The organism is Flagellimonas sp. 389, assembly GCF_018449435.1.
Taxonomy (GTDB): domain Bacteria; phylum Bacteroidota; class Bacteroidia; order Flavobacteriales; family Flavobacteriaceae; genus Flagellimonas.
In genome coordinates this window covers 80429-102035 of record NZ_JAHCMU010000016.1, presented here as the reverse complement: position 1 = coordinate 102035, position 21607 = coordinate 80429, and the positions used below count along the sequence as shown (strand labels likewise).

Annotated in this window: 23 protein-coding genes; 15 read left to right on the top strand and 8 right to left on the bottom strand. The window is 37.2% G+C overall.

Features of this window, described 5'->3' with window-relative positions; genetic code table 11:
- The first annotated feature begins 184 nt into the window (after window positions 1-184).
- The 3 genes from KIM67_RS14450 (at window position 185) to KIM67_RS14440 (ending at window position 2417) form a co-directional block, all read left to right on the top strand.
- Window positions 185-1306 carry a M14 metallopeptidase family protein gene (locus tag KIM67_RS14450; RefSeq protein WP_250149271.1) on the top strand — a complete coding sequence of 374 codons (1122 nt, stop codon included), beginning with the start codon at window positions 185-187 and terminating at the stop codon, window positions 1304-1306.
- A 100-nt stretch (window positions 1307-1406) separates the two neighbouring features.
- Window positions 1407-1886 (top strand): Lrp/AsnC family transcriptional regulator, encoded by a 480-nt coding sequence (locus KIM67_RS14445; RefSeq protein ID WP_055392737.1) that lies wholly within the window; start codon window positions 1407-1409, stop codon window positions 1884-1886.
- Window positions 1887-1901: 15 nt separating this feature from the next.
- Complete coding sequence (locus KIM67_RS14440; RefSeq protein ID WP_213832266.1) at window positions 1902-2417, top strand: DinB family protein; 516 nt, start codon at window positions 1902-1904, stop codon at window positions 2415-2417.
- 10 nt (window positions 2418-2427) lie between these two features.
- On the opposite strand, the gene KIM67_RS14435 is transcribed toward KIM67_RS14440, so the two are convergent.
- The gene (locus KIM67_RS14435) at window positions 2428-2766 is read right to left on the bottom strand and encodes a hypothetical protein (RefSeq protein WP_213832265.1); all 339 of its coding nucleotides are present in this window, start codon (window positions 2764-2766) and stop codon (window positions 2428-2430) included.
- Between the two features lie 93 nt (window positions 2767-2859).
- Window positions 2860-3918 carry a 3-dehydroquinate synthase gene (gene aroB, locus KIM67_RS14430; protein ID WP_213832264.1) on the bottom strand — a complete coding sequence of 353 codons (1059 nt, stop codon included), beginning with the start codon at window positions 3916-3918 and terminating at the stop codon, window positions 2860-2862.
- A gap of 90 nt (window positions 3919-4008) precedes the next feature.
- On the opposite strand from aroB, the gene KIM67_RS14425 reads away from it, so the two are divergent.
- Window positions 4009-5181 carry a proline dehydrogenase family protein gene (locus KIM67_RS14425; RefSeq protein ID WP_213832263.1) on the top strand — a complete coding sequence of 391 codons (1173 nt, stop codon included), beginning with the start codon at window positions 4009-4011 and terminating at the stop codon, window positions 5179-5181.
- Window positions 5182-5223: 42 nt separating this feature from the next.
- Here the strand turns inward: KIM67_RS14425 and KIM67_RS14420 are convergent, their stop codons facing one another.
- The 6 genes from KIM67_RS14420 to KIM67_RS14400 all read right to left on the bottom strand — a co-directional run bounded on the left by KIM67_RS14420 (window position 5224) and on the right by KIM67_RS14400 (window position 9760).
- Complete coding sequence (locus KIM67_RS14420) at window positions 5224-5598, bottom strand: DUF4258 domain-containing protein (RefSeq protein WP_213832262.1); 375 nt, start codon at window positions 5596-5598, stop codon at window positions 5224-5226.
- Window positions 5599-5604: 6 nt separating this feature from the next.
- Window positions 5605-6804, bottom strand: a complete 1200-nt coding sequence (locus KIM67_RS14415) for an alanine dehydrogenase (protein ID WP_213832261.1) — start codon at window positions 6802-6804, stop codon at window positions 5605-5607.
- 44 nt (window positions 6805-6848) lie between these two features.
- Entirely contained in the window at window positions 6849-7391 is a 543-nt protein-coding gene (locus KIM67_RS14410; protein WP_213832260.1) for a hypothetical protein, read from the bottom strand.
- Between the two features lie 91 nt (window positions 7392-7482).
- A complete protein-coding gene (locus KIM67_RS18710) occupies window positions 7483-7617 on the bottom strand; it encodes a hypothetical protein (protein WP_256442807.1) in 135 nt (44 codons plus the stop codon).
- Between the two features lie 169 nt (window positions 7618-7786).
- A complete protein-coding gene (gene tsaE, locus KIM67_RS14405; protein ID WP_213832259.1) occupies window positions 7787-8212 on the bottom strand; it encodes a tRNA (adenosine(37)-N6)-threonylcarbamoyltransferase complex ATPase subunit type 1 TsaE in 426 nt (141 codons plus the stop codon).
- Between the two features lie 3 nt (window positions 8213-8215).
- Complete coding sequence (locus KIM67_RS14400; protein ID WP_213832258.1) at window positions 8216-9760, bottom strand: PglZ domain-containing protein; 1545 nt, start codon at window positions 9758-9760, stop codon at window positions 8216-8218.
- A gap of 36 nt (window positions 9761-9796) precedes the next feature.
- Here KIM67_RS14400 and KIM67_RS14395 point away from each other — a divergent pair, with 36 nt between their 5' ends.
- From KIM67_RS14395 to hisG, 11 genes are all read left to right on the top strand, one after another.
- Window positions 9797-11023, top strand: coding sequence for an HD domain-containing protein (locus KIM67_RS14395; RefSeq protein WP_213832257.1), 1227 nt, complete (start codon window positions 9797-9799; stop codon window positions 11021-11023).
- 23 nt (window positions 11024-11046) lie between these two features.
- The gene (gene lpxD, locus KIM67_RS14390; protein WP_213832256.1) at window positions 11047-12072 is read left to right on the top strand and encodes a UDP-3-O-(3-hydroxymyristoyl)glucosamine N-acyltransferase; all 1026 of its coding nucleotides are present in this window, start codon (window positions 11047-11049) and stop codon (window positions 12070-12072) included.
- On the top strand, window positions 12065-13468 hold the full coding sequence (locus KIM67_RS14385; RefSeq protein ID WP_298869436.1) for a bifunctional UDP-3-O-[3-hydroxymyristoyl] N-acetylglucosamine deacetylase/3-hydroxyacyl-ACP dehydratase: 1404 nt from the start codon (window positions 12065-12067) through the stop codon (window positions 13466-13468). The genes lpxD and KIM67_RS14385 overlap by 8 nt, the downstream gene beginning before the upstream one ends.
- A gap of 4 nt (window positions 13469-13472) precedes the next feature.
- The gene (gene lpxA / locus KIM67_RS14380) at window positions 13473-14258 is read left to right on the top strand and encodes an acyl-ACP--UDP-N-acetylglucosamine O-acyltransferase (protein WP_213832254.1); all 786 of its coding nucleotides are present in this window, start codon (window positions 13473-13475) and stop codon (window positions 14256-14258) included.
- A gap of 4 nt (window positions 14259-14262) precedes the next feature.
- A complete protein-coding gene (efp, locus tag KIM67_RS14375) occupies window positions 14263-14829 on the top strand; it encodes an elongation factor P (RefSeq protein WP_213832253.1) in 567 nt (188 codons plus the stop codon).
- Window positions 14830-14835: 6 nt separating this feature from the next.
- On the top strand, window positions 14836-15771 hold the full coding sequence (locus KIM67_RS14370; protein WP_213832252.1) for a UDP-3-O-(3-hydroxymyristoyl)glucosamine N-acyltransferase: 936 nt from the start codon (window positions 14836-14838) through the stop codon (window positions 15769-15771).
- 65 nt (window positions 15772-15836) lie between these two features.
- A complete protein-coding gene (gene sucD / locus KIM67_RS14365; RefSeq protein ID WP_213832251.1) occupies window positions 15837-16709 on the top strand; it encodes a succinate--CoA ligase subunit alpha in 873 nt (290 codons plus the stop codon).
- Between the two features lie 111 nt (window positions 16710-16820).
- Window positions 16821-17567 carry a 3-oxoacyl-[acyl-carrier-protein] reductase gene (fabG, locus tag KIM67_RS14360; RefSeq protein ID WP_213832250.1) on the top strand — a complete coding sequence of 249 codons (747 nt, stop codon included), beginning with the start codon at window positions 16821-16823 and terminating at the stop codon, window positions 17565-17567.
- Between the two features lie 6 nt (window positions 17568-17573).
- Window positions 17574-19607: a vWA domain-containing protein gene (locus KIM67_RS14355; RefSeq protein ID WP_213832249.1), complete on the top strand. Its 2034-nt coding sequence runs from the start codon at window positions 17574-17576 to the stop codon at window positions 19605-19607.
- Window positions 19608-19617: 10 nt separating this feature from the next.
- Window positions 19618-20433, top strand: coding sequence for a prohibitin family protein (locus tag KIM67_RS14350; protein WP_213832248.1), 816 nt, complete (start codon window positions 19618-19620; stop codon window positions 20431-20433).
- Window positions 20434-20684: 251 nt separating this feature from the next.
- Window positions 20685-21542 carry an ATP phosphoribosyltransferase gene (gene hisG / locus KIM67_RS14345; protein ID WP_213832247.1) on the top strand — a complete coding sequence of 286 codons (858 nt, stop codon included), beginning with the start codon at window positions 20685-20687 and terminating at the stop codon, window positions 21540-21542.
- Window positions 21543-21607: the final 65 nt, after the last annotated feature.

Genomic DNA, 21607 nt, shown 5'->3' with positions numbered 1-21607 from the left:
ACATCGTATAATATTGTTTAAATAATTGATTTTAATCTACTTATAATTAATTATGTTTTCAATCTAAAAACCAATTTACATTTGTGAAAATTAATTTGATATAATTGTAATCTGTGAATTTATGGATTTAAAAAATGTTTACAAATGTAATTTATAGTTGGTTTACTTTTGTAAATCAAACTCTATGTATAACTTCATGGTGAACCATCTTGCCTATAAAGAAAAATCCATCAATGGCCGATATGTTACTCAAGAAATGCTCTTGGAAACATGGCTACCTAAATTAAACGCTTCCTTAATTAAAGAAGAAGGGCTTTCCCAAATGGGCAGCACTATTTATTCGATTACTCTTGGTACTGGTAAACGAAAAGTTTTACTGTGGTCTCAAATGCATGGAAACGAATCTACAACAACTAAGGCTGCATTGGATATGGTCAATTTTCTGCAGATCGATGAAGTTCTTGCAAAATCAATTTTGACCAACTGTACCTTAAGGATAATCCCAATTCTTAATCCAGATGGAGCAAAACTTTATACACGGACAAATGCAAATGGAATAGATTTGAACCGTGATGCCAAACAGCAATCGCAATCCGAGAGCCAAGTTTTGAGAAAAGTGTTTGATGAATTTGAACCTGCATATTGCTTTAATTTACATGATCAGCGAACTCTTTTTAGTGCCGGTAAGTCCAAGCATCCGGCTACTGTATCTTTTTTATCCCCTGCCAGTAATCAAGAACGGGATGTTACGCCTGCCAGAGCAATCTCCATGAAAATTATTGCTGCAATGGCAAAGCATTTACATCAATATATTCCAAACCAGATAGGAAGGTATGATGATGGATTTAACGAGAATTGCGTTGGGGATACGTTTCAAATGCAACAAGTACCTACTATTTTATTTGAAGCAGGGCATTACCCGCAGGACTATGAAAGGGAGGAAACCAGAGCATTTATTTTTCAATCACTTCTAAGGGGATTGGAAGTAATTGCCCAAAATGAAATAGATGATTTTAAAACATCGGATTATTTTGAAATTCCTGAGAACGAAAAGCTTTTTTATGATATTATAGTAAAAAATGCACATACACTTAATCCAAATCTTGATGAAAGTGACATTCTTGGAATTCGGTATAAAGAGGTTTTGGATGAAAACAGCATTTTATTTCAACCAGAAATAGTTTTTGTGGGATTGCAGGAAGGATTTTTTGGTCATGAAAGCCTTGACTGTAGCAAACACGATGATTTTCAAAGGATATCTTCCCAACAAGAAGTTTTGGATTTGATTCTTTCAGCAAAAAAATAAGAACTATAATCGCATGGTTTCTTACGTTTTGTTTAAAAAAAGTACATTTTCTTTACATATAATTTCTTAATTAACTAATTTTGTTGAAAATTTTGATAGAATGAGTAAAGTAAAATTAGACGAAATAGATCACCAGATATTGGATATGTTGATTGACAATACCAGAACACCGTTCACGGATATTGCCAAAAAACTTTTGATTTCTGCAGGTACAGTACATGTTAGGGTAAAAAAGATGGAAGAATCTGGAATTATAAAGGGTTCTTCGCTCACCTTGGATTATGTGAAGTTGGGATACTCATTTATAGCCTATGTTGGTATTTTTCTAGAGAAAACCCATCAAACAAAATTTGTACTGGAACGTCTTAATCAAATTCCATACGTTACCGTTGCGCACATTACCACAGGTAAATTCAACATCTTCTGTAAAATAAGGGCAAAGGATACTACGCATGCAAAAAATATTATTTTTAAAATCGATGATATTGACGGCATTAGTAGAACAGAAACTATGATTTCCTTGGAAGAGAGCATTAACGATAAAAAACGTTTGATGCATACTATTTTTAATGAACTATAACAGTTTGTTCTTGGTATGTTAAGTTCAGATTTGCCTGTTTCTGAATATGATCCATATTACCATAGTTATATTCAAGCTTTGGGAAACGTTTCGTTAATGGATGAAATTGAGGATGGACATTCTAAATTTTTATCCTTCGTAAAAGATATTCCCGCTGATAAACTTCACTATGCCTATGCCGATGGGAAATGGAAAATCTCAGAGGTTTTAATGCATGTCATAGATGCAGAGCGTATATTTCAATATAGAGCTTTACGATTTGCAAGAAATGATACTACTCCTTTAGCTGGTTTTGACCAGGATGTTTTTGTACCGGAATCCAATGCAATGGCCAAATCAAAAGAAGAAATATTGGATGAATACGATACTGTAAGGGCTGCTACGACAACCCTGTTCAAATCTTTTGATGAAACTTTGCTCAAACGATTGGGGAGTGCAAGCGGGTCACAGATGAGTGCACGTGCGATGGGTTTCGTCATATGCGGCCATCAAGCACATCATCTAAAAGTAATTAGTGAACGCTATTTATAAAAGTAATGTTCTAGTATAGGCCTTCAGTATCTAAATCAGTATCCAGTTCAAGTTCGGGGTTTTCAAATTGCTCTTTTTCGGAATCAAGCACAGCTTCGGTTTTTGTATCCTTTTCCAATTCCTTTTCCATGTTTTCTTCAAAATTGGCAATGAAGCTAGAAAGGCTTTTACTGATTTTTACCAAATAAACCGTGTCTTCGGTACGTACTTCAACAGCTTCAATAATTTCACCTTTTGGTTTCTTAAGGGTGATAATATCATCGTCCCCATAACCATATGGATAAGCGTCTATTAAAGCTGCAGCTGTTTCATGGTTTAACTTTTTGTAATCGATTAGGATTCGTTTCATAGTATGGGTGTTTTTAGTTTACTGTCCTAAACTATGAATTTTTAGAAGCCGCTTTTGCAAAGAGTTGTAAAAGATAAATAATAGTATATGTAGCTATTGTTCTTTGTAGTAAGCGAAAGCTTTTTGAAAGATATCCTCTGGCACCTTAACATCCGTAATGGCTGTTCCTATAGTTTGGAGCAATACAAAGTTGACCTCACCATGTGAATTTTTCTTATCGTACTTCAAAAGTTTAAGAATGGCTTTCATATCCTCTTGATTAAAATCTACTTTATCAAAATACCGCAGAAAAACTTCCTTGATCTCTTGTAACGATAGTTTTGACAGTCCCTTGAGCTCATGGGAAAGATAACCTTCTAAGATCATCCCTATGGCAATGGCTTCGCCGTGTAGCAGTGTTTCTTTATCTGGATGTTCCAAGAAATAAGATTCAATGGCATGTCCCAAAGTATGTCCGAAATTTAGAATTTTACGAATACCCTGCTCGGTCGGATCTTTTAATACTACTTCATTTTTAAGGGCAATGGATTTCATGATACAGTTAGCATCAGTGAAATTACCATCTTGTACTAAGTTTTTCCAGTACTCGGCATCTTTTATAAGGCCATGCTTCAACATTTCGGCATATCCACTTTTTAGCTGTCTGTTTTCAAGTGTATTCAGGAATTTTGGGAATACCAATACCATTTGGGGTTGATTGATAACACCGATTTGATTTTTCAACGGGCCAAGGTCTACTCCAGTTTTTCCACCAACGGAAGCATCTACCATAGATAATAGGGTAGTGGGGATATTAATGAATTCGATCCCTCTTTTAAATGTTGAGGCCACAAAACCGCCCAAATCGGTAAGCACACCGCCACCAAGGTTGATCAGCAGGCTTTTTCTATCACCATCTTCATCAGATAAAGCATTCCAAAGCTTTAAACAGGTAGCTATGGTTTTATTGATCTCTCCGGATTGGATTTCAAGAATAGCATCTATGGGGTGTGCCAGTATCGTTTCAAAAAAGGATAAACAGTGTTCTTTGGTATTTTCATCCACCAAAACAAACACTTTGGAATAGTTGTTTTTTGCAATATGTTGTCTTAGAGCAGCTTCTGCAAGCTCATTTAGATGTACCTCGTAAGAATGTGATTTGATGGACTCCATAGTGCGCTTTGTAGTGCAAAATAATGACTATTTTATTGATAGTGTTCTAGGATGACTACTTATATTTGAATCTTTAATATTTTGATAAAAATGCATCCAGATTTTGAGAATACCGCAATAGCGTTTCAATTAAAAACAGACTCCCAATTGGAGCGTGCTTATTTTTTATTCAAGCTCATTGGCAATGAACCCCTCGTAAGGATTGGAACTGCGGTGACCAATTTTGCTATCAAGGCCCATTTACCAGTTGAAGGTTTGATACGAGCTACTGTTTTTGACCATTTTTGTGGTGGTGTCAATGAAGATGACTGTATGCCCATCATAGATAAAATGCATGAAAAGGGAGTTTATTCTATTTTGGATTATTCGGTAGAAGGAAAGGAAATTGAAAATCAATTGGACTTTACCTTGCACAAAGTGCTGGAGGTACTGGATTTTGTTAAGAAGAAGTCAGCTATCCCTTTTGCAGTCTTCAAGCCAACGGGCTTTGGCCGTTTTGAATTGTATGCCAAAGTAAGTGCCAAAAAAGAGTTGACCCAAGATGAAACTGCTGAATGGCAACGGATTATTGGCAGGTACGACAAAGTATGTAAAAAAGCACATGACCTAAACGTGGCACTACTGATAGATGCCGAAGAAAGTTGGATGCAAGATGCAGCCGATGCCATTGTTCTGGAAATGATGCGGAAATACAATAAGGAAAAAGCAGTAGTTTTTAATACCGTGCAAATGTACCGCTGGGATCGCATGCAGTATTTGAGGAAATTGAACGAAACCGCTACATCAGAACATTTTAAGATAGGATTAAAAGTGGTTCGCGGTGCTTATATGGAAAAAGAAAACGAACGAGCCAAGGAGTATGGCTATAAAAGTCCTATTTGTGAGTCCAAGCAAGCAACGGACGATAATTTTGACAATGGTGTGGCCTTTATAATGGAAAACCTAGAACGGATTTCCATATTCGCAGGTACCCATAATGAGAAAAGCAGTTTGAAATTGGTAGACTTGATGAAGAAACGAGATCTGGATAATGCAGATTCCAATATCTGGTTCGGTCAGCTTTACGGCATGAGCGATCATATTACTTTTAACCTCACTGCTGCTGGATATAACGCTGCTAAATATGTGCCGTATGGCCCTGTAAAAGACGTAATGCCCTATTTAATACGAAGGGCGGAGGAAAATACTTCTGTAGCCGGACAGACTACAAGAGAGCTTGCGCTGTTACAAAAAGAAAAGAAAAGAAGAAAATTAGACATTTGAGTTTTATTAAGTAGATGTTGTAATAAATTCAGACTAAAAGTTTTATTTTCCTTTCTCAACAGTTTCAATTTTTACTTCTTGTTTACAGTTTCTAGCTACTAAAACCCAATCCCTACCGTCAATTTCACTTTCAATAAAATAAGTCTTACAAAGCTTGTTCTTGGTATCGCTTTTTCCAAAATCAATATTCCCGTCTGTTAAAAATGATTTTATCAAAAGGGAATCTTTCGCTGTTTTTCCAATGGCCTCCGAAAACACCAAAGGTTTGGAACGCATATCTTTTAAAACCCTACAGTTAGGAAAATAACAAAAATCAATGCCACTTTCCCCAGATTTTTTCTTAAAGAAAAATACTAAAAATACAATACCAATGGATAGTCCTACAAGGTACCATCCCAAGCGTCTTAAGAATGCCATAAGGTTTTAGAAAATAAGAAAGTTAATATCATTATAAGTCAATCCAAACCAATCCCCGACCGACTTATTGGTCAAAATACCGTGGTACATGTAAAGTCCGTTACGGAGTCCTTTGTCAAAACGTAGTGAATGCTCCAGACCTCCATCCTCACCAATTTTCAATAGATAAGGCGTAAAAATATTGCTTATGGAAATGGAAGACGTCCTCGGATATCGAGATGGAATATTGGGAACGCCATAGTGGATGACATCAAACTTTTCTATAGTCGGCTTATCGTGGCTGGTCACTTCCGAGGTTTCAAAGCACCCGCCCATATCAATGCTCACATCTATAATTACAGCACCTTTTTTCATATGTTCCACCATAGTGCTGGAGACTACAATAGGGGAGCGGTCCTGGCCTCTGGTAGCACCAATGGCAACATCGCATCGCTTTAAGGATTTTAATAAATTTTTTGGTTGAATAGTAGATGTATAAACCGTTTGGTTAAGGTTGGTCTGAATAGTACGAAGCTTGGTAATGGAGTTATCGAATATTTTGATATTGGCCCCGAGTCCCAAAGCGGAACGCGCCGCAAATTCGCCCACAGTTCCTGCACCGATGATAACAACTTCCACGGGCGGTACACCGCTTATATTTCCAAACATTAACCCATTTCCTTTATTGGTAGTGGCCATAAGTTCCGATGCAATCAATATGGATGAGATTCCCGCAATTTCGCTAAGGGAACGCACCGCAGGATACTTCCCGTCTTCATCTCGAATATACTCAAAAGCTATGGCGGTAAGCCGCTTTTTGGCCATTGCCTCAAAGTACTTTTTAGTTTGTGTCTTGATTTGTAAGGCAGAAATGATGATGGTCTGCGGGTTGATAATATCAATCTCCGAAAGGGTAGGAGGCTCTACTTTTAATACTAAGGGGCATGAAAAAACCTTTTTGGTGTCCCTACTAATTTCTGCTCCTGCATTGGTATAGTCCGTATCCGAGAAATTGGCACCATCCCCAGCACCAGATTCTATAAGTACCCGATGCCCATGTGCGGTAATGGCATTAACAGCATCTGGCGTAAGGCAAATACGCTTTTCTTGATACTGGTTTTCCTTGGGAATACCTATAAAAAGTTCTCCCTTTTGCTTAAGCAGTTCTAAAGTTTCCTCTTGGGGCAGTAACTGTTGCTTGCTAAATGGAGAGGATGGTTGATTCATAGTATGTAAATCTGGATGTTACGCTAAAACGTAAGTAAACAAATTTACATATTTTTTGAAAGGGTCTTTTGGCTTTTTTCAAGCTTCTCACGTTCCTTCCGTAGCTCTTCTTTTTCCTTAAGGATTTGAAGCTCGGTATCCATGGCTTTTAAATCGATACCATGTACATGTTTGTCAACTAACTTTACCCTAATGAAATAAACTACAGGGATTACGACCATACTAACAGCAATAACATACATGATTTCATTTTCATCAAGATTGCCAGAGTCGTAAGTCAGTACGCTGTATAGCTGAAAACTATACATAGAGATAGGAATGAGGATGGCATGGTACCACCAATTTTTACAGGAGATAAACCATATAATTAATAATAGCAAAGGGACTAATTTATTGAAATAGTAATAAAAAGCAAGACTCACATCTTCAAAACCATTGGACGAAAAGTTAATTCCTATAAATGACCAAGATTTACTATCAATTGGAAGGTATTTGTAAAAATAAAATAGCAAAGGGGTAATCGCTATTAAGAGCGATATAAACCCTTCAATAAGAAGTTTTTTCCTAACTCGAGTTTTATCTTTCATTAATCCTTTAACTAAAAAAACTTGATATTATTGTAAAAAAATAATCCCTTTTAAAAAAGGGATTATTCAAATAATGTTTGGATAGAAAAGATTATAACTTCTTAAGTTGATCTCTTCTGATACTAACGGTTTGGTCTTCATCTACTTCAATAACGTTGGTTGATACCGCAGTCATAGCAAAAAAAGCAATAGCCATTAATCCAAAAAAAACTTTTTTAGTGTTCATCGTAAAAGAGTTTTTAGGTTAATAAATGAATTCATTTCAAGAACAAATGTAAGAAAATATCTTAACTTCCTACGCACTTTACCGATAAAAAATGCATTTCATCTTAAAAAAATGCTTTTCATCGGTAAAGATGTTGTTCATCAAAACTGTTGTTGAAGATATGACCAATTCATTTTGTATCCATGTTAAACTCGATTGAGCGGGTGTTTTCATCGATAAACTGTAAGTGGATGGTTACGGCTTCTTCAGGTAATAGAGATCCTATTTTTTCTGCCCATTCTATAAATATCCAAATATCGGTACTAAAATAATCCTCCAGTCCCATATCAAGGGCTTCGGCCTCGTCTTCAATTCTATAAAAGTCAAAATGAAAGGCAATTTGTTCATTTTTCTTGTTGTAGTATTCGTTTACTAAGCCAAAAGTGGGACTATGGGTATTTCCATCTCCTCCCAATGCCGCAACTATCGATTTTATTAAAGTAGTTTTTCCAACGCCCATATCACCATAAAAACACAGTATTTTACTTTTTGATCCGTGGATAATTTTCTTCGAAATTGCTTGGAGTTGATTTAGTGTAAAGGTTAAGGGTTTCATATACTACTTGGCGTCTAAAACTACAAAAGGAACAATCATCTCTTCCAGCGAAACCCCACCATGTTGATATGTGTTACGGTAATACCCAACATAATGATTATAATTATTAGGGTAGGCAAAGAACAGATCGTTTTTAGCAAAAATATAGCAGCTACTTAAATTAATATTAGGCAGATGTATGCTTTGCGGATTTTTGCTCTCTAAAACATCTTTGTTCTCATAGGTCAGGCTTCTTCCTGTCTTGTACCTTAGATTGAGACTGGTCTCCCTATCCCCAATAACCTTAGAAGGTTGCTTTACATTTATGGTGCCGTGGTCTGTTGTAAGGATCAACTTCATTCCCATAGCTTGGGCTTGCTGTATAATCTCTAATAAAGGTGAGTTTTTAAACCAGCTTAGCGTCAATGAGCGATACGCTTTATCGTTGGCCGCCAATTCCTTGATGACTTCCATTTCGGTTTTGGAATGGGACAGCATATCGACAAAGTTGTAGACCAAAACGGTTAGATCGTTATCTTTTTGTGACTTAAAGTTTTGTGCCAATTGTTTTCCTTGCCGTAGACTACTTATTTTATGGTACTCCCATTTTAAGTCAAGTCCAAGTCGTTTTAACTGGGCCCCAAGAAATTCTGCTTCAAATAAGTTTTTCCCACCCTCATCCGTATCATTTTTCCACCAATCTGGATGCTGTTTCTCCATATCCAAGGGCATAAGGCCAGAAAAAATAGCATTTCTGGCATACTGTGTTGCCGTAGGCAAAATACTATAATATGATGCTTCGTGTTTTTTCTTATAGTGAACGGCCAAGGTCTCCTCAAAGGCTAGCCATTGGTCATATCTTAAATTATCTATAACGATCAACAAGGTTTTATTTCCTTCAATTTCCGGTTTAATTTTATTTCTAAAAAGAGTGTGGGACATAATGGGACCTTCCTCACCATTAAACCATTCACTATAATTCTTATCCACAAATTTGCTGAATTGGGAATTCGCTTCAACTTTTTGGGACTCTAGAATCTCAAACATCCCTGAATCCTCTATTTCTTCCAATTGTAGCTCCCAATAAATGAGTTTTTTATAAAGCTCTGCCCATTCCTCATGACTGTTTACCATAGAAAGGTCCATCGCAATCTTTCTAAACTCTTGTTGGTAATTGGAGGTGGTCTTTTCAGAAATCAATCTAGAGTGGTCCAAGCTCTTTTTTAAGGATAATAAGATTTGATTTGGGTTTACCGGCTTAATTAGGTAATCGGCAATTTTGGAACCAATGGCCTCGTCCATAATAAACTCCTCTTCACTCTTGGTAATCATCACAACTGGAATGGAGGCATCGAATTTTTTTATTTCCGTTAGGGTTTCCAGCCCAGAAATACCGGGCATGTTTTCATCCAAAAAAACGATATCGAAAAATGTATTTTTTAGTTCCTCCAGTGCATCTTGTCCGCTTTGGCTTGTAACTACCTTATAGTCTTTATTTTCAAGAAAAAGAATATGGGGTTTTAGTAGATCGATCTCGTCATCGACCCAAAGAATAGTGATCTTGTTCATATAGTGTTTATCTTTGTGGAGTTAAAACAAACTTCCTTGGCGCAAACCAATAAGCTTAAAGTCTTCAACGATCCAATTTACGGTTTTATTGGAACTCCAAATGAACTTATTTTTAATCTGATCGCCCATCCCTATTTTCAAAGGTTGCGAAGGATTTCTCAAATGGGAATGTCCTATCTCGTATATCCGGGTGCGCACCATACCAGATTTCACCATGCATTGGGGAGTATGCATTTAATGACCAAGGCAATTCAAGTCCTAAAATGGAAAAACATTTCTATTACAGCTGAAGAAGAAACAGGGTTGCTTTGTGCAATTTTGCTACATGATATTGGCCATGGACCTTTTTCCCATGCACTTGAAGGTTTCATCATAGAGAATCTAAGCCATGAACAACTTTCATTGGAGTTTATGATGAAATTGAACAATGAATTTGATGGATGTTTAGAAGCTGCTATTTCAATTTTTAAAGGGGAATATCACAAACCCTTTATGAATCAATTAGTGGCCAGCCAATTGGATATGGACAGATTGGATTACTTAAAACGAGATAGTTTTTATTCGGGTGTTACGGAGGGCAATATTAATTCGGAACGGCTTATTTCCATGTTGAACGTTATTGACGGGAATTTAGTAGTTGAAGAAAAGGGTATCTATGCTATTGAGAAATTTTTAATGGCAAGAAGATTTATGTATTGGCAAGTTTATCTGCATAAAACAAGTCTTGTAGCAGAGCAATTATTGATACGGATTATGAGACGTGGTAAAGAACTATTATCCCAAGGATATGAAATAACAGCTAGTTTTCCGGTCTTGTTTTTTCTGAAGCAAGATTTTGACTCGACTTTTAACAAGGAGGTTTTAAATAACTTTGCCCAATTGGATGATGTGGATATTTTGGGTGCTATCAAAACTTGGCAGCTTCATGATGATTTTGTCCTTTCTAAAATGTGCCAGATGCTATTGAACAGAACGTTACTGAATGTGAAAATCAAGAACAAACCCATTGATAAACTAAAAATGGCCGAAAAACTCAAGGACGTCGAGAATCATTACAATATTTCCGAGTCTGAAGCTTCGTATTTTGTGTTTCACGGACAAATCATGAACAAAGCATACAACGAAAAGCAACAAACCATAAATATTTTAAAGAAGAACGGTAAAGTTACTGACGTCCTTAAGGAGTCTGATCAGTTGAGCCTTAAGGCATTATCAAAAACGGTAACAAAATACTACAGTTGTTACCCAAAAGAAGCCGTTTAACAAATTTTGTTACTTTTGCAGAAATGAAATTTACAGCCACCCAAATTGCAGGAATCTTAGAGGGAGAAATTGAGGGAAACCCTCAAATAGCTGTACATAAATTATCTAAAATTGAAGAGGGAGAAAAAGGCTCCCTCACTTTTTTGGCTAATCCAAAGTATACCTCATACATTTATTCCACTAAAGCATCCATAACAATAGTAAACAAAGAGTTTGTTCCAGAACAGACCATATCCACAACACTGATCAAGGTAGATGATGCCTATAAATCATTCTCTAAACTTTTAGAGTATTACAATCAGGTTAAAAACAACAAAGTGGGTATAGAAAGCCCCTCATTTGTTTCGGAAAGTGCAGCATATGGAGAAGGTTTTTACCTTGGTGCTTTTTCATACCTAGGCGATAATGTAAAGATCGGCAGCAATGTTAAGGTGTATCCCAATGTATACATCGGTGACAATGTAACAATTGGTGAGAATGTGGTTGTCTTTGCTGGTGCCAAGATTTATTCAGAATCTATTATTGGTGACAATTGCGTCATTCATAGTGGGGCTATCATTGGTGCAGATGGTTTTGGATTCACACCTAATGACAAAGGAGAATATAGCAAGGTGCCGCAAACTGGCAATGTAATCTTGGAAGAAATGGTTGATGTTGGAGCAGGAACTACGATTGACAGGGCAACATTAGGCTCAACCATTCTAAGAAAAGGTGTAAAATTGGATAATCAAATTCAAATTGCGCATAATGTAGAGATAGGGGAACATACCGCAATAGCCGCTCAGACCGGTATAGCAGGTTCTACCAAAATAGGAAAGTACTGCCTTATTGGTGGTCAGGTAGGTATTGTAGGCCATATCACCATTGGTGATAGAGTTAGAATACAAGCGCAGTCCGGTATAGGAAGGAATGTAAAAGATGATGAAGTGCTACAAGGATCACCTGCGTTAAATTATGGTGATTATAATAAATCTTACGTACATTTTAAAAATTTACCAAAACTGGTAAATCAAATCTCCAACATAGAAAAAAAAGTTGAAGGTGAGTAAAACGACTACTAAGCAGCGAACAATAAAAAACAGGGTAACGCTACAGGGAGTAGGGTTGCATACAGGCGAGAATGTCACAATGACTTTTGTTCCGGCCAAAGAGAACCATGGTTTTGCGTTTAAACGTGTGGACCTAGAAGGGGAACCCATAATCGAAGCAGATGCCAATTATGTGGTAAATACCCAACGCGGTACCAACCTTGAAAAAAATGGGGTAAAGATACAAACATCAGAACATGTTTTGGCCGCTTTGGTAGGTTTGGACATTGATAATGTGATGATCGAACTGGATTCTTCGGAACCGCCCATTATGGACGGGTCTTCCAAGTACTTTGTAAAGGCACTGGAAGAAGCGGAGATTATAGAACAGGAACAAGACCGCGAAGAATATATCGTAAAAGATGTTATTTCCTATAAAGACGAAGCCACTGGCAGCGAGATAACAGTTATCCCATCAAATGAATACCAAATCACCACCATGGTCGATTTTGGAACAAAAATCTTGGGGACCCAAAATGCTACCTTAGAGCATATCTCAGATTTTAAAACTGAAATAGCCGATGCCCGTACATTCAGCTTTTTACATGAACTGGAAATGCTTCTGGAACACGGTCTTATCAAAGGAGGAGACCTTAATAATGCTATTGTATATGTAGATAAGGAGATATCCGAATCTACAATGAAGAAATTGGAAAAAGCTTTTGATAAGAAGAAGCTTTCTGTAAAGCCGAACGGTATTTTGGACAATCTTACGTTGCATTATCCAAATGAAGCAGCTCGTCACAAACTGCTGGACGTAGTGGGAGATCTAGCGCTGGCAGGTACAAGAATCCGTGGAAAAGTTATTGCCAATAAACCTGGACATTTTGTCAACACACAATTTGCCAAGAAATTACACAAAATAATAAAACAGGAACGACGCAATTATGTTCCCGTTGTCGATTTGCATGGACCTCCGGTTAAGGACATTAACCAGATTATGCAAATGCTGCCACATAGACCTCCATTCTTATTAGTGGACAAAATTATGGAGCTGTCGGATGAACATGTAATAGGAATAAAAAATGTGACCATGAACGAACATTTTTTCGTTGGTCACTTTCCAGGAGCTCCAGTAATGCCAGGAGTACTTCAGTTAGAAGCTATGGCACAAACAGGCGGTATCCTGGTTTTAAGTACCGTGCCAGATCCCGAAAATTACCTAACATATCTACTTAAAATTGATAACGTCCGCTACAAACAGCAAGTAGTTCCTGGAGACACACTTATTTTCAAACTAGATTTAATGACACCCATACGCAGAGGTATTTGTCAAATGCAAGCACGAGCATATGCAAATGGCAGATTAGTATCAGAGGCCGAGATTATGGCTCAAATTGTTAAAGTAAAAAGATAATACTATGAACCAACCTCTTGCTTATGTTCATCCAGGAGCAAAAATTGCCAAGAATGTGGTAATTGAACCCTTCACGACAATTCATAATAATGTTACCATTGGAGAAGGCACATGGATTGGATCCAATGTAACAATTATGGAAGGTGCCCGTATAGGCAAAAACTGTAATATTTTTCCAGGTGCCGTGATTTCAGCAACTCCACAAGATTTAAAATATAAGGGAGAAGAAACAACTGTACATATAGGAGACAATACAACTATACGTGAGTGCGCAACCATTAATAAGGGTACAGCAGACCGTATGAAAACCATTATAGGCAATAACTGCCTAATAATGGCCTATTGTCATGTTGCCCATGACTGTTTTATTGGAGATGGCTGTATTTTCAGTAATAATTCTACCTTGGCCGGTCATGTCACCATTGGAAAGAATGTAGTGCTGGCAGGAATGGTAGCGGTGCACCAATTTGTGTCTATTGGTAACCATGCTTTTGTTACCGGAGGTTCGTTGGTGCGGAAAGATGTCCCACCATTTGTGAAAGCTGCAAGGGAACCACTTTCGTACGTAGGAATTAATTCTGTGGGATTACGGAGGAGAGGAATTACGGCCGATAAAATAAGAGAAGTCCAAAACATTTACCGCATACTTTATCAAAAAAATTATAATAATTCGCAGGCTGCATCTATCATAGAAGCAGAAATGGAAGCGACTCCAGAACGTGATGAAATACTTCAATTTATAAGGGATTCGCAACGTGGAATAATGAAAGGATATTTTAGCTCAAATTAAGATTATGGCAAGTACTTCAGATATAAGAAAAGGGTTGTGTATAAAATACAACCACGATATTTTTAAAATAGTTGAGTTTCTTCATGTAAAACCGGGAAAAGGTCCTGCTTTTGTTAGAACTAAACTTAAAAGCGTTACTACAGGAAAAGTGATAGATAACACGTTTTCCGCTGGGCATAAAATAGAAGATGTACGTGTAGAAACGAGGTCATATCAATATTTGTATGCTGAAGGGGAAACGTTTCACTTTATGAATACGGACGATTACAACCAAATCTCCTTGGAAAAAAATTCTTTGGATGCCCCAGATTTATTAAAGGAAGGTCAAGTAGTAACCATTCTGTTCAATACGGAAGACAGTATGCCACTTTCAGTTGATATGCCTGCCAGTGTTATTTTGGAAGTAACACATACAGAACCTGGAGTAAAAGGGAATACAGCTACCAATGCTACCAAACCTGCAACCGTTGAAACCGGTGCCCGGGTCAATGTTCCCTTATTCATAAATGAAGGTGACAAAATTAAGGTAGATACCGAAAAAGGTGCTTACATGGAAAGGGTAAAAGAATAATCCTTAATGAAATTCCCAAAACCCTATACGCTTAAAGAGATTTCGGAAATCATTGATTCTGAATATGTTGGGTATGCTGATTTTCCCGTTTTGGGTATGAACGAAATTCATGTAGTTGAAAAAGGCGATGTTGTTTTTGTTGACCATCCAAAATATTATGATAAAGCACTACAATCAAAGGCTACTACGATTCTTATCAATAAAGACGTAGAATGTCCAGAAGGGAAAGCGCTATTAATCTCTGATGACCCTTTTAGAGATTTCAATAAGTTAACTCATTTTTTTCAACCTTTTAGACATTCCAATACATCCATTGCTGAAACTGCCGAGATAGGAGAAGGAACCATAATTCAACCCAATACCTTTATCGGAAACAATGTGAAAATTGGAAAGAACTGTGTTATCCATGCCAATGTTTCCATTTATGACAATTGTATTATCGGTAATAATGTAACTATCCATAGCGGAACAGTTTTAGGAGCTGATGCATTCTACTTCAAAAATAGACCAGAAGGTTTTGACAAGTTACTTTCTGGTGGAAGAGTGGTCATAGAAGATAATGTGGATATTGGTGCAACTTGCAGTATCGATAGAGGTGTAACTGCTGATACCACTATTAAAGAGGGCAGTAAACTGGATAATCAGATACAAGTTGGACATGATACCATAATCGGAAAAAAATGCTTGATTGCTTCGCATACAGGTATTGCGGGCTGTGTTGTCATTGAAGATGAAGTTACACTTTGGGGACAAGTAGGCGTCATTAGTGGTATAACCATTGGTAAGGGAGCAGTCGTTTACGCACAATCAGGAATTGCAAATAGTCTGGAAGGAGGGAAAACTTATTTTGGTAGTCCAGCAGTTGAAGCGAGAGCAAAAATGAAAGAGTTGGCAATCATAAAAAATATTCCATCGTTGCTTAAAAAAGCAAAGCATAAATAGCACAAAAATTGCTTTAAATTTTAGGGGCAATACCCTATTTTTGTGCTCTATAATAAACAGATAATATGAGTGTTCTAGTCAACAAAGATTCTAAAATAATTGTACAAGGTTTTACAGGTAGTGAAGGTACGTTCCACGCAACTCAGATGATTGAGTATGGAACCAATGTAGTTGGGGGTGTAACCCCAGGAAAAGGAGGTCAAGAACATTTGGGGAAGCCTGTTTTTAATACGGTTGAAGACGCAGTTAAGGAAGTTGGTGCTGATACCACAATAATTTTTGTGCCACCTGCTTTTGCTGCAGATGCCATTATGGAAGCTGCCAGTGCGGGAATTAAAGTTATCATTACCATTACAGAAGGGATTCCCGTTGCCGATATGGTAAAAGCCAATGATTATATAAAGGATATGGATTGTACACTTGTTGGCCCAAATTGTCCAGGTGTTATTACTCCAGAAGAAGCAAAAGTAGGGATCATGCCCGGTTTTGTATTTAAAAAAGGTAATGTAGGTATTGTTTCAAAATCTGGTACACTAACCTATGAAGCAGCCGATCAAGTAGTAAGACAAGGACTTGGAATAACTACAGCTATTGGAATTGGCGGTGACCCTATTATAGGAACAACAACGAAAGAAGCTGTAGAACTTTTAATAAACGATTCTGAGACTGAGTGTGTTGTGATGATCGGTGAAATAGGTGGTCAATTAGAAGCTGATGCTGCCAAATGGTATAAAGAGAGTGGCAGTAAAAAACCAATAGTTGGTTTTATTGCAGGTGAAACTGCACCTGCTGGAAGAACTATGGGGCACGCAGGGGCCATAGTAGGTGGAAGCGATGATACGGCGCAAGCTAAAAAGCGAATCATGAGCGAATGTGGTATACATGTAGTGGATTCGCCAGCTGCGATAGGCATTAAAGTTAAAGAAGTTGTTGGGTGACCAACAGTTAAAACTATTGTAAATCCCGTTTAATACGGGATTTTTTTTCTTCAATACGTAAAACAAAAACTATATTTGGTCAATGACCAACTTGAATAAACTAAGATTAGCATGAAACTTTTAGAAGGCAAAAACGTAATCATCACAGGAGCAAGTAGAGGAATAGGCAAAGGAATTGCCCAAATATTTGGAAAGCATGGTGCAAATGTTGCTTTTACGTACAGTTCCAGTGAAGCACCTGCTTTAGAACTTGAAAGTGAGCTAACAGCAATGGGAGTTCATGCCAAAGCCTACAAAAGTAACGCGGCAAGTTTTACAGAATCGGAAGAATTGGTTAAAAAGGTTTTGGAAGATTTTGAAAGCATTGATGTGTTGATCAATAATGCCGGAATCACAAAAGACAATCTTTTAATGCGCATGGGCGAGGAGGATTTTGATAAAGTTATAGAAATCAACCTTAAATCTGTTTTTAACATGACCAAAGCCGTTCAGCGTACCATGTTGAAACAACGCAAGGGTTCTATCATAAATATGAGTAGTGTGGTAGGTGTAAAAGGTAATGCAGGACAGACAAATTATGCAGCCTCCAAAGCAGGAATGATAGGATTTACCAAATCAGTGGCATTGGAACTGGGTTCTAGAAACATTCGTTCCAACGCTATAGCCCCTGGGTTTATTGAAACTGAAATGACCGATAAGCTTGACGAAAAAACTGTACAAGGGTGGAGAGATGCGATTCCATTGAAAAGAGGTGGAAGCCCTGAGGATGTTGCTAATGCTTGTGTGTTTTTAGCTTCGGACCTATCTGCCTATGTTACGGGCCAAGTCCTTAATGTGGACGGGGGTATGTTAACCTAAGATTGAATGGAAATACGAACGGTACTACTTATAGTTTTGGCAGCAATTGCTGCACTGACCATCGTATTTTACCAGTATTTTTACAAAACCCGTAAGAGGGGGAAATTATCGATTATTCTTGCAAGCCTCCGCTTTTGTACGCTGTTCAGTGGCTTGTTGTTACTTATCAATCCAAAATTTAAAAAGAACGAGTATTCGCTGGAGAAAACCAATCTTATTGTATTGGTAGATGATTCTTCTTCCATGCAAGGCTCAGCTGAGGAGATAGAGATAAGGGATAAAGTAAGCTCGATTATTGAAAATCCGGAGTTAAATAAACGGTTTTCAATACAACAGTATGGCTTCGGAAGCAAAATCAAACAGATTGATTCCTTTAAGTTCACCGAAAGAAATACAGACATTTCCAACGCACTCAACAAGACCTCAGAAATTTTCTCTAAGAATAATACTGCAATCGTAATTTTTACCGATGGGAACCAAACCTTGGGCAGAGACTATGATTACATCAATTTAGATGAAAATATAGCTGTTAATCCTATAGTTGTAGGTGACACCACACAATATGAAGACATTGCCATTGGACTCATCAATACCAACACCTATGCATTTTTAAAAAATAAATTTCCTGTTGAGGCCACAGTATTGTACAAGGGGAGGAAGAATGTGTCAAAGACAGTGAGTATTTTACTTGATGGTAAGCGGGTGTACGGAGAAACTATCAATTTTAATGAGGATAAGAGCAGTGCGACAATAAATGCAGAGCTGGAAGCAACGAGTGTAGGAGTGAAATCAATTGAGTTGGTTGTTGAAAGCTTGGCAAATGAAAAAAATAAGAGCAATAATAGTAAAGTAACGGCTATTGAGGTTATTGATGAAAAAACCAATATTGCTGTAATTTCCGGTATCCTACACCCAGATATTGGTACTTTAAAGAAATCGATTGAAGCAAATGAACAACGTTCTGTTTCAATTTTAAAGCCATCTGTCCAAATAGAAAAGCTTTCTGATATTGATGTATTTGTTCTTTATCAGCCTAATAGTAGATTCAGGAATATATACAGGCATATCGAAAAAGTTGGAGCAAGTGTTTTTACTATAGCTGGAACAAAAACAGATTGGAACTTTTTAAACCAAGCCCAACAAAACTTTTCAAAAGAAAACTTTAACCAAAGTGAAGAAATCTTGCCAGTACTAAACAATACTTTTAGTGTTTTTGGTCTCGGTGATTTTAATGCCACTGATTTTCCTCCTTTAGAAGGTAATCTGGGGGATATTGAATTAAAAAAAGAAGGAGAAACTTTGTTGTATCAACAAATTCGAGGAGTTCAATTAGATAAACCACTTTTTGCGATTCTTAACGGGGATAAACAAAAAGAAGCCGTTTTGTTTGGAGAAAATATTTGGAAGTGGCGCGCACAGACCTATCGCTTGCGTCAAGATTTTAAAAGCTTTGATGATTTTATTGGAAAACTCATGCTCTATTTATCCAGTAGCGGTAGCAAAAGTAGGTTGGAACTTGGTTATGAATTTGTTTTTGATGATTCTAGTTTTGCTAAAATACGGGCTTCCTATTTTGATAAGAGCTATAGTTTCAATTCTAATGCGAACATTAAAATTGAAGTAAGAGCGAAAAGTAATAACAGTCTTAGAGAATATCCCATGCTTTTAAAGAGTACGTTTTTCGAAGCTGACCTAAGCGATTTGCAAGCTGGCGATTATCAATTTACGGTTAACGTTGAAAACGAAAATCTAAAACGTTCGGGCGCTTTTAAAATTTTGGACTTTAATCCAGAAAAACTATTGATTACCTCCAATTATGATAAGCTTAAAAGGCTTGCCGAAAAAACCAATGGAACGGTTTATTCGCCAAACACTATAGATTCATTAATTAACGATTTATCGACCTCTAGTAAGTACGTTCCCGTCCAAAAAAGCAAGCAAAATGTCGTATCTTTAATCGATTTTCGATTTCTTTTGGGCTTTATAATAGCAACACTTTCATTGGAGTGGTTTATCAGAAAATATAACGGACTAACATAAAATTTAACACATGGATAGATTGCCTAAGATTGCTTTACCTGTAATAGCGGTCATTATTGTTTTAATTATTTTGATTTCCAAATCGGCCGTAACGATTGGCTCTGGTGAAGCTGGAGTGTTGTACAAGACTTTTGGGGGCGGTGTAGTAACGGATAAGCCTGCACTTGGGGAAGGATTTCATTTAGTTGCTCCTTGGAACAAGGTCTATGTTTATGAGGTCAGACAACAGGAAGTTTTCGAAAAGATGCAAGTACTTTCTTCCAACGGATTGGAAATAAAACTGGATGCCTCTGCATGGTTTCAACCTAAATATTCCGATTTGGGAAAATTGCACCAAGAAAAAGGCGAAGCTTATGTAGATAGAGTTTTGTTGCCAACAATCCGTTCGGCAGCGAGGAGCGTTGTTGGGCGTTATACTCCGGAACAGTTATATTCCAGCAAACGGGATGCGATTCAAGCTGAAATATTCGAAGAGACCAAAAAAATTGTTGATGGACAGTACATTCAACTAAACGAAGTACTGGTTAGGGATGTTACGCTTCCCCCAACGATCAAAGAGGCAATTGAACGCAAACTAAAGCAAGAACAAGAATCACTGGAATATGAATTCAGATTGGTTACGGCACAGAAAGAAGCGGAAAAAGTTCGTATAGAAGCCCAGGGTAAGGCAGATGCCAACCGTATTTTAAGTGCTTCATTAACAGATAAAATACTTCAGGACAAGGGAATAGATGCTACCTTGGAACTTTCAAAATCCCCAAATTCAAAAGTTGTAATCGTTGGAAGCGGTGACTCTGGTCTACCCTTGATTTTGGGAAATAACTAAATAAACCTTTTTTGATATAAAAATAAATTTTACTTTTGATATCGAAATGAAAAACAAGAACACACACCATCATTTTTATACTTGCACTCAGGCGAGATAGAAATGTATTGTTGTTTTTAAAATATGTTCTAAACCCGTTTGAGAAATCAAACGGGTTTTTCTTTTAAAGTAAAACTCATTCCCGTGAAGACGGGAACCTAAAGATGAAACATACAGGATTTCCATCTTCATGGAAATGAAAAATTAGTAGAATGACTAAAATTAGAATTGCTGTTCAAAAGAGTGGACGTTTAAACCAAGACTCCCTAAAAATTTTAAAGGACTGTGGAATTTCCATTGATAATGGAAAGGACCAACTTAAGGCTACGGCCCGTAATTTTCCGATGGAAGTGCTTTACCTACGAAATGGTGATATTCCCCAATACCTTAGAGACGGTGTTGTAGATATCGCGATTCTTGGTGAGAATGTATTAATTGAGAAGGGTAAGGATATTTCAATTGCTGAAAAGTTGGGTTTTTCAAAATGTAGGGTCTCTTTGGCGGTTCCAAAGGCTGTAAAGTATAGTTCTGTAAAAGATTTTGAAGGGAAACGAATAGCAACTTCATACCCAAATACAGTACAAGATTATTTAAAATCCAAAGGGGTCAATTCTGATTTACACATTATCAATGGTTCTGTAGAAATTGCTCCAAATATTGGTCTTGCCGATGGTATTTGTGACATTGTTTCCAGTGGGAGTACGTTGTTCAAGAACAACTTGGAAGAAGTGGAAATCATTCTAAAGAGTGAAGCTGTATTGGCAGTTTCCCCAAAGATCTCTAAGGAACGCACTACGATTCTTGAAAAATTACAGTTTCGGATAAAATCCGTGCTACAAGCAAGAAAGAATAAGTATGTATTGCTCAATGCACCAAACGATAAATTGGATGAAATAATATCCATATTGCCAGGAATGCGAAGCCCTACGGTACTCCCCTTAGCAGAAGAGGGATGGAGTTCGGTACATACAGTACTTAATAAAGACACTTTTTGGGAAGTTATAGATGAGTTGAAAGCAGCTGGTGCAGAAGGCATTTTGGTATGCCCCATCGAAAAAATGGTAGTGTAGTAAAATACGAGGTTAGAGGTACGAAGTTGCAAGTACAAAGTACGAAATGAAGTAATTAGGTTTTC

Coding starts and splice junctions, on each gene's coding strand:
- KIM67_RS14450 (WP_250149271.1), top strand. CDS start 185: ATGTATAACTTCATGGTGAACCATCTTGCCTATAAAGAAAAATCCATC.
- KIM67_RS14445 (WP_055392737.1), top strand. CDS start 1,407: ATGAGTAAAGTAAAATTAGACGAAATAGATCACCAGATATTGGATATG.
- KIM67_RS14440 (WP_213832266.1), top strand. CDS start 1,902: ATGTTAAGTTCAGATTTGCCTGTTTCTGAATATGATCCATATTACCAT.
- KIM67_RS14435 (WP_213832265.1), bottom strand. CDS start 2,766: ATGAAACGAATCCTAATCGATTACAAAAAGTTAAACCATGAAACAGCT.
- aroB (WP_213832264.1), bottom strand. CDS start 3,918: ATGGAGTCCATCAAATCACATTCTTACGAGGTACATCTAAATGAGCTT.
- KIM67_RS14425 (WP_213832263.1), top strand. CDS start 4,009: ATGCATCCAGATTTTGAGAATACCGCAATAGCGTTTCAATTAAAAACA.
- KIM67_RS14420 (WP_213832262.1), bottom strand. CDS start 5,598: ATGGCATTCTTAAGACGCTTGGGATGGTACCTTGTAGGACTATCCATT.
- KIM67_RS14415 (WP_213832261.1), bottom strand. CDS start 6,804: ATGAATCAACCATCCTCTCCATTTAGCAAGCAACAGTTACTGCCCCAA.
- KIM67_RS14410 (WP_213832260.1), bottom strand. CDS start 7,391: ATGAAAGATAAAACTCGAGTTAGGAAAAAACTTCTTATTGAAGGGTTT.
- KIM67_RS18710 (WP_256442807.1), bottom strand. CDS start 7,617: ATGAACACTAAAAAAGTTTTTTTTGGATTAATGGCTATTGCTTTTTTT.
- tsaE (WP_213832259.1), bottom strand. CDS start 8,212: ATGAAACCCTTAACCTTTACACTAAATCAACTCCAAGCAATTTCGAAG.
- KIM67_RS14400 (WP_213832258.1), bottom strand. CDS start 9,760: ATGAACAAGATCACTATTCTTTGGGTCGATGACGAGATCGATCTACTA.
- lpxD (WP_213832256.1), top strand. CDS start 11,047: ATGAAATTTACAGCCACCCAAATTGCAGGAATCTTAGAGGGAGAAATT.
- lpxA (WP_213832254.1), top strand. CDS start 13,473: ATGAACCAACCTCTTGCTTATGTTCATCCAGGAGCAAAAATTGCCAAG.
- efp (WP_213832253.1), top strand. CDS start 14,263: ATGGCAAGTACTTCAGATATAAGAAAAGGGTTGTGTATAAAATACAAC.
- KIM67_RS14370 (WP_213832252.1), top strand. CDS start 14,836: ATGAAATTCCCAAAACCCTATACGCTTAAAGAGATTTCGGAAATCATT.
- sucD (WP_213832251.1), top strand. CDS start 15,837: ATGAGTGTTCTAGTCAACAAAGATTCTAAAATAATTGTACAAGGTTTT.
- fabG (WP_213832250.1), top strand. CDS start 16,821: ATGAAACTTTTAGAAGGCAAAAACGTAATCATCACAGGAGCAAGTAGA.
- KIM67_RS14355 (WP_213832249.1), top strand. CDS start 17,574: ATGGAAATACGAACGGTACTACTTATAGTTTTGGCAGCAATTGCTGCA.
- KIM67_RS14350 (WP_213832248.1), top strand. CDS start 19,618: ATGGATAGATTGCCTAAGATTGCTTTACCTGTAATAGCGGTCATTATT.
- hisG (WP_213832247.1), top strand. CDS start 20,685: ATGACTAAAATTAGAATTGCTGTTCAAAAGAGTGGACGTTTAAACCAA.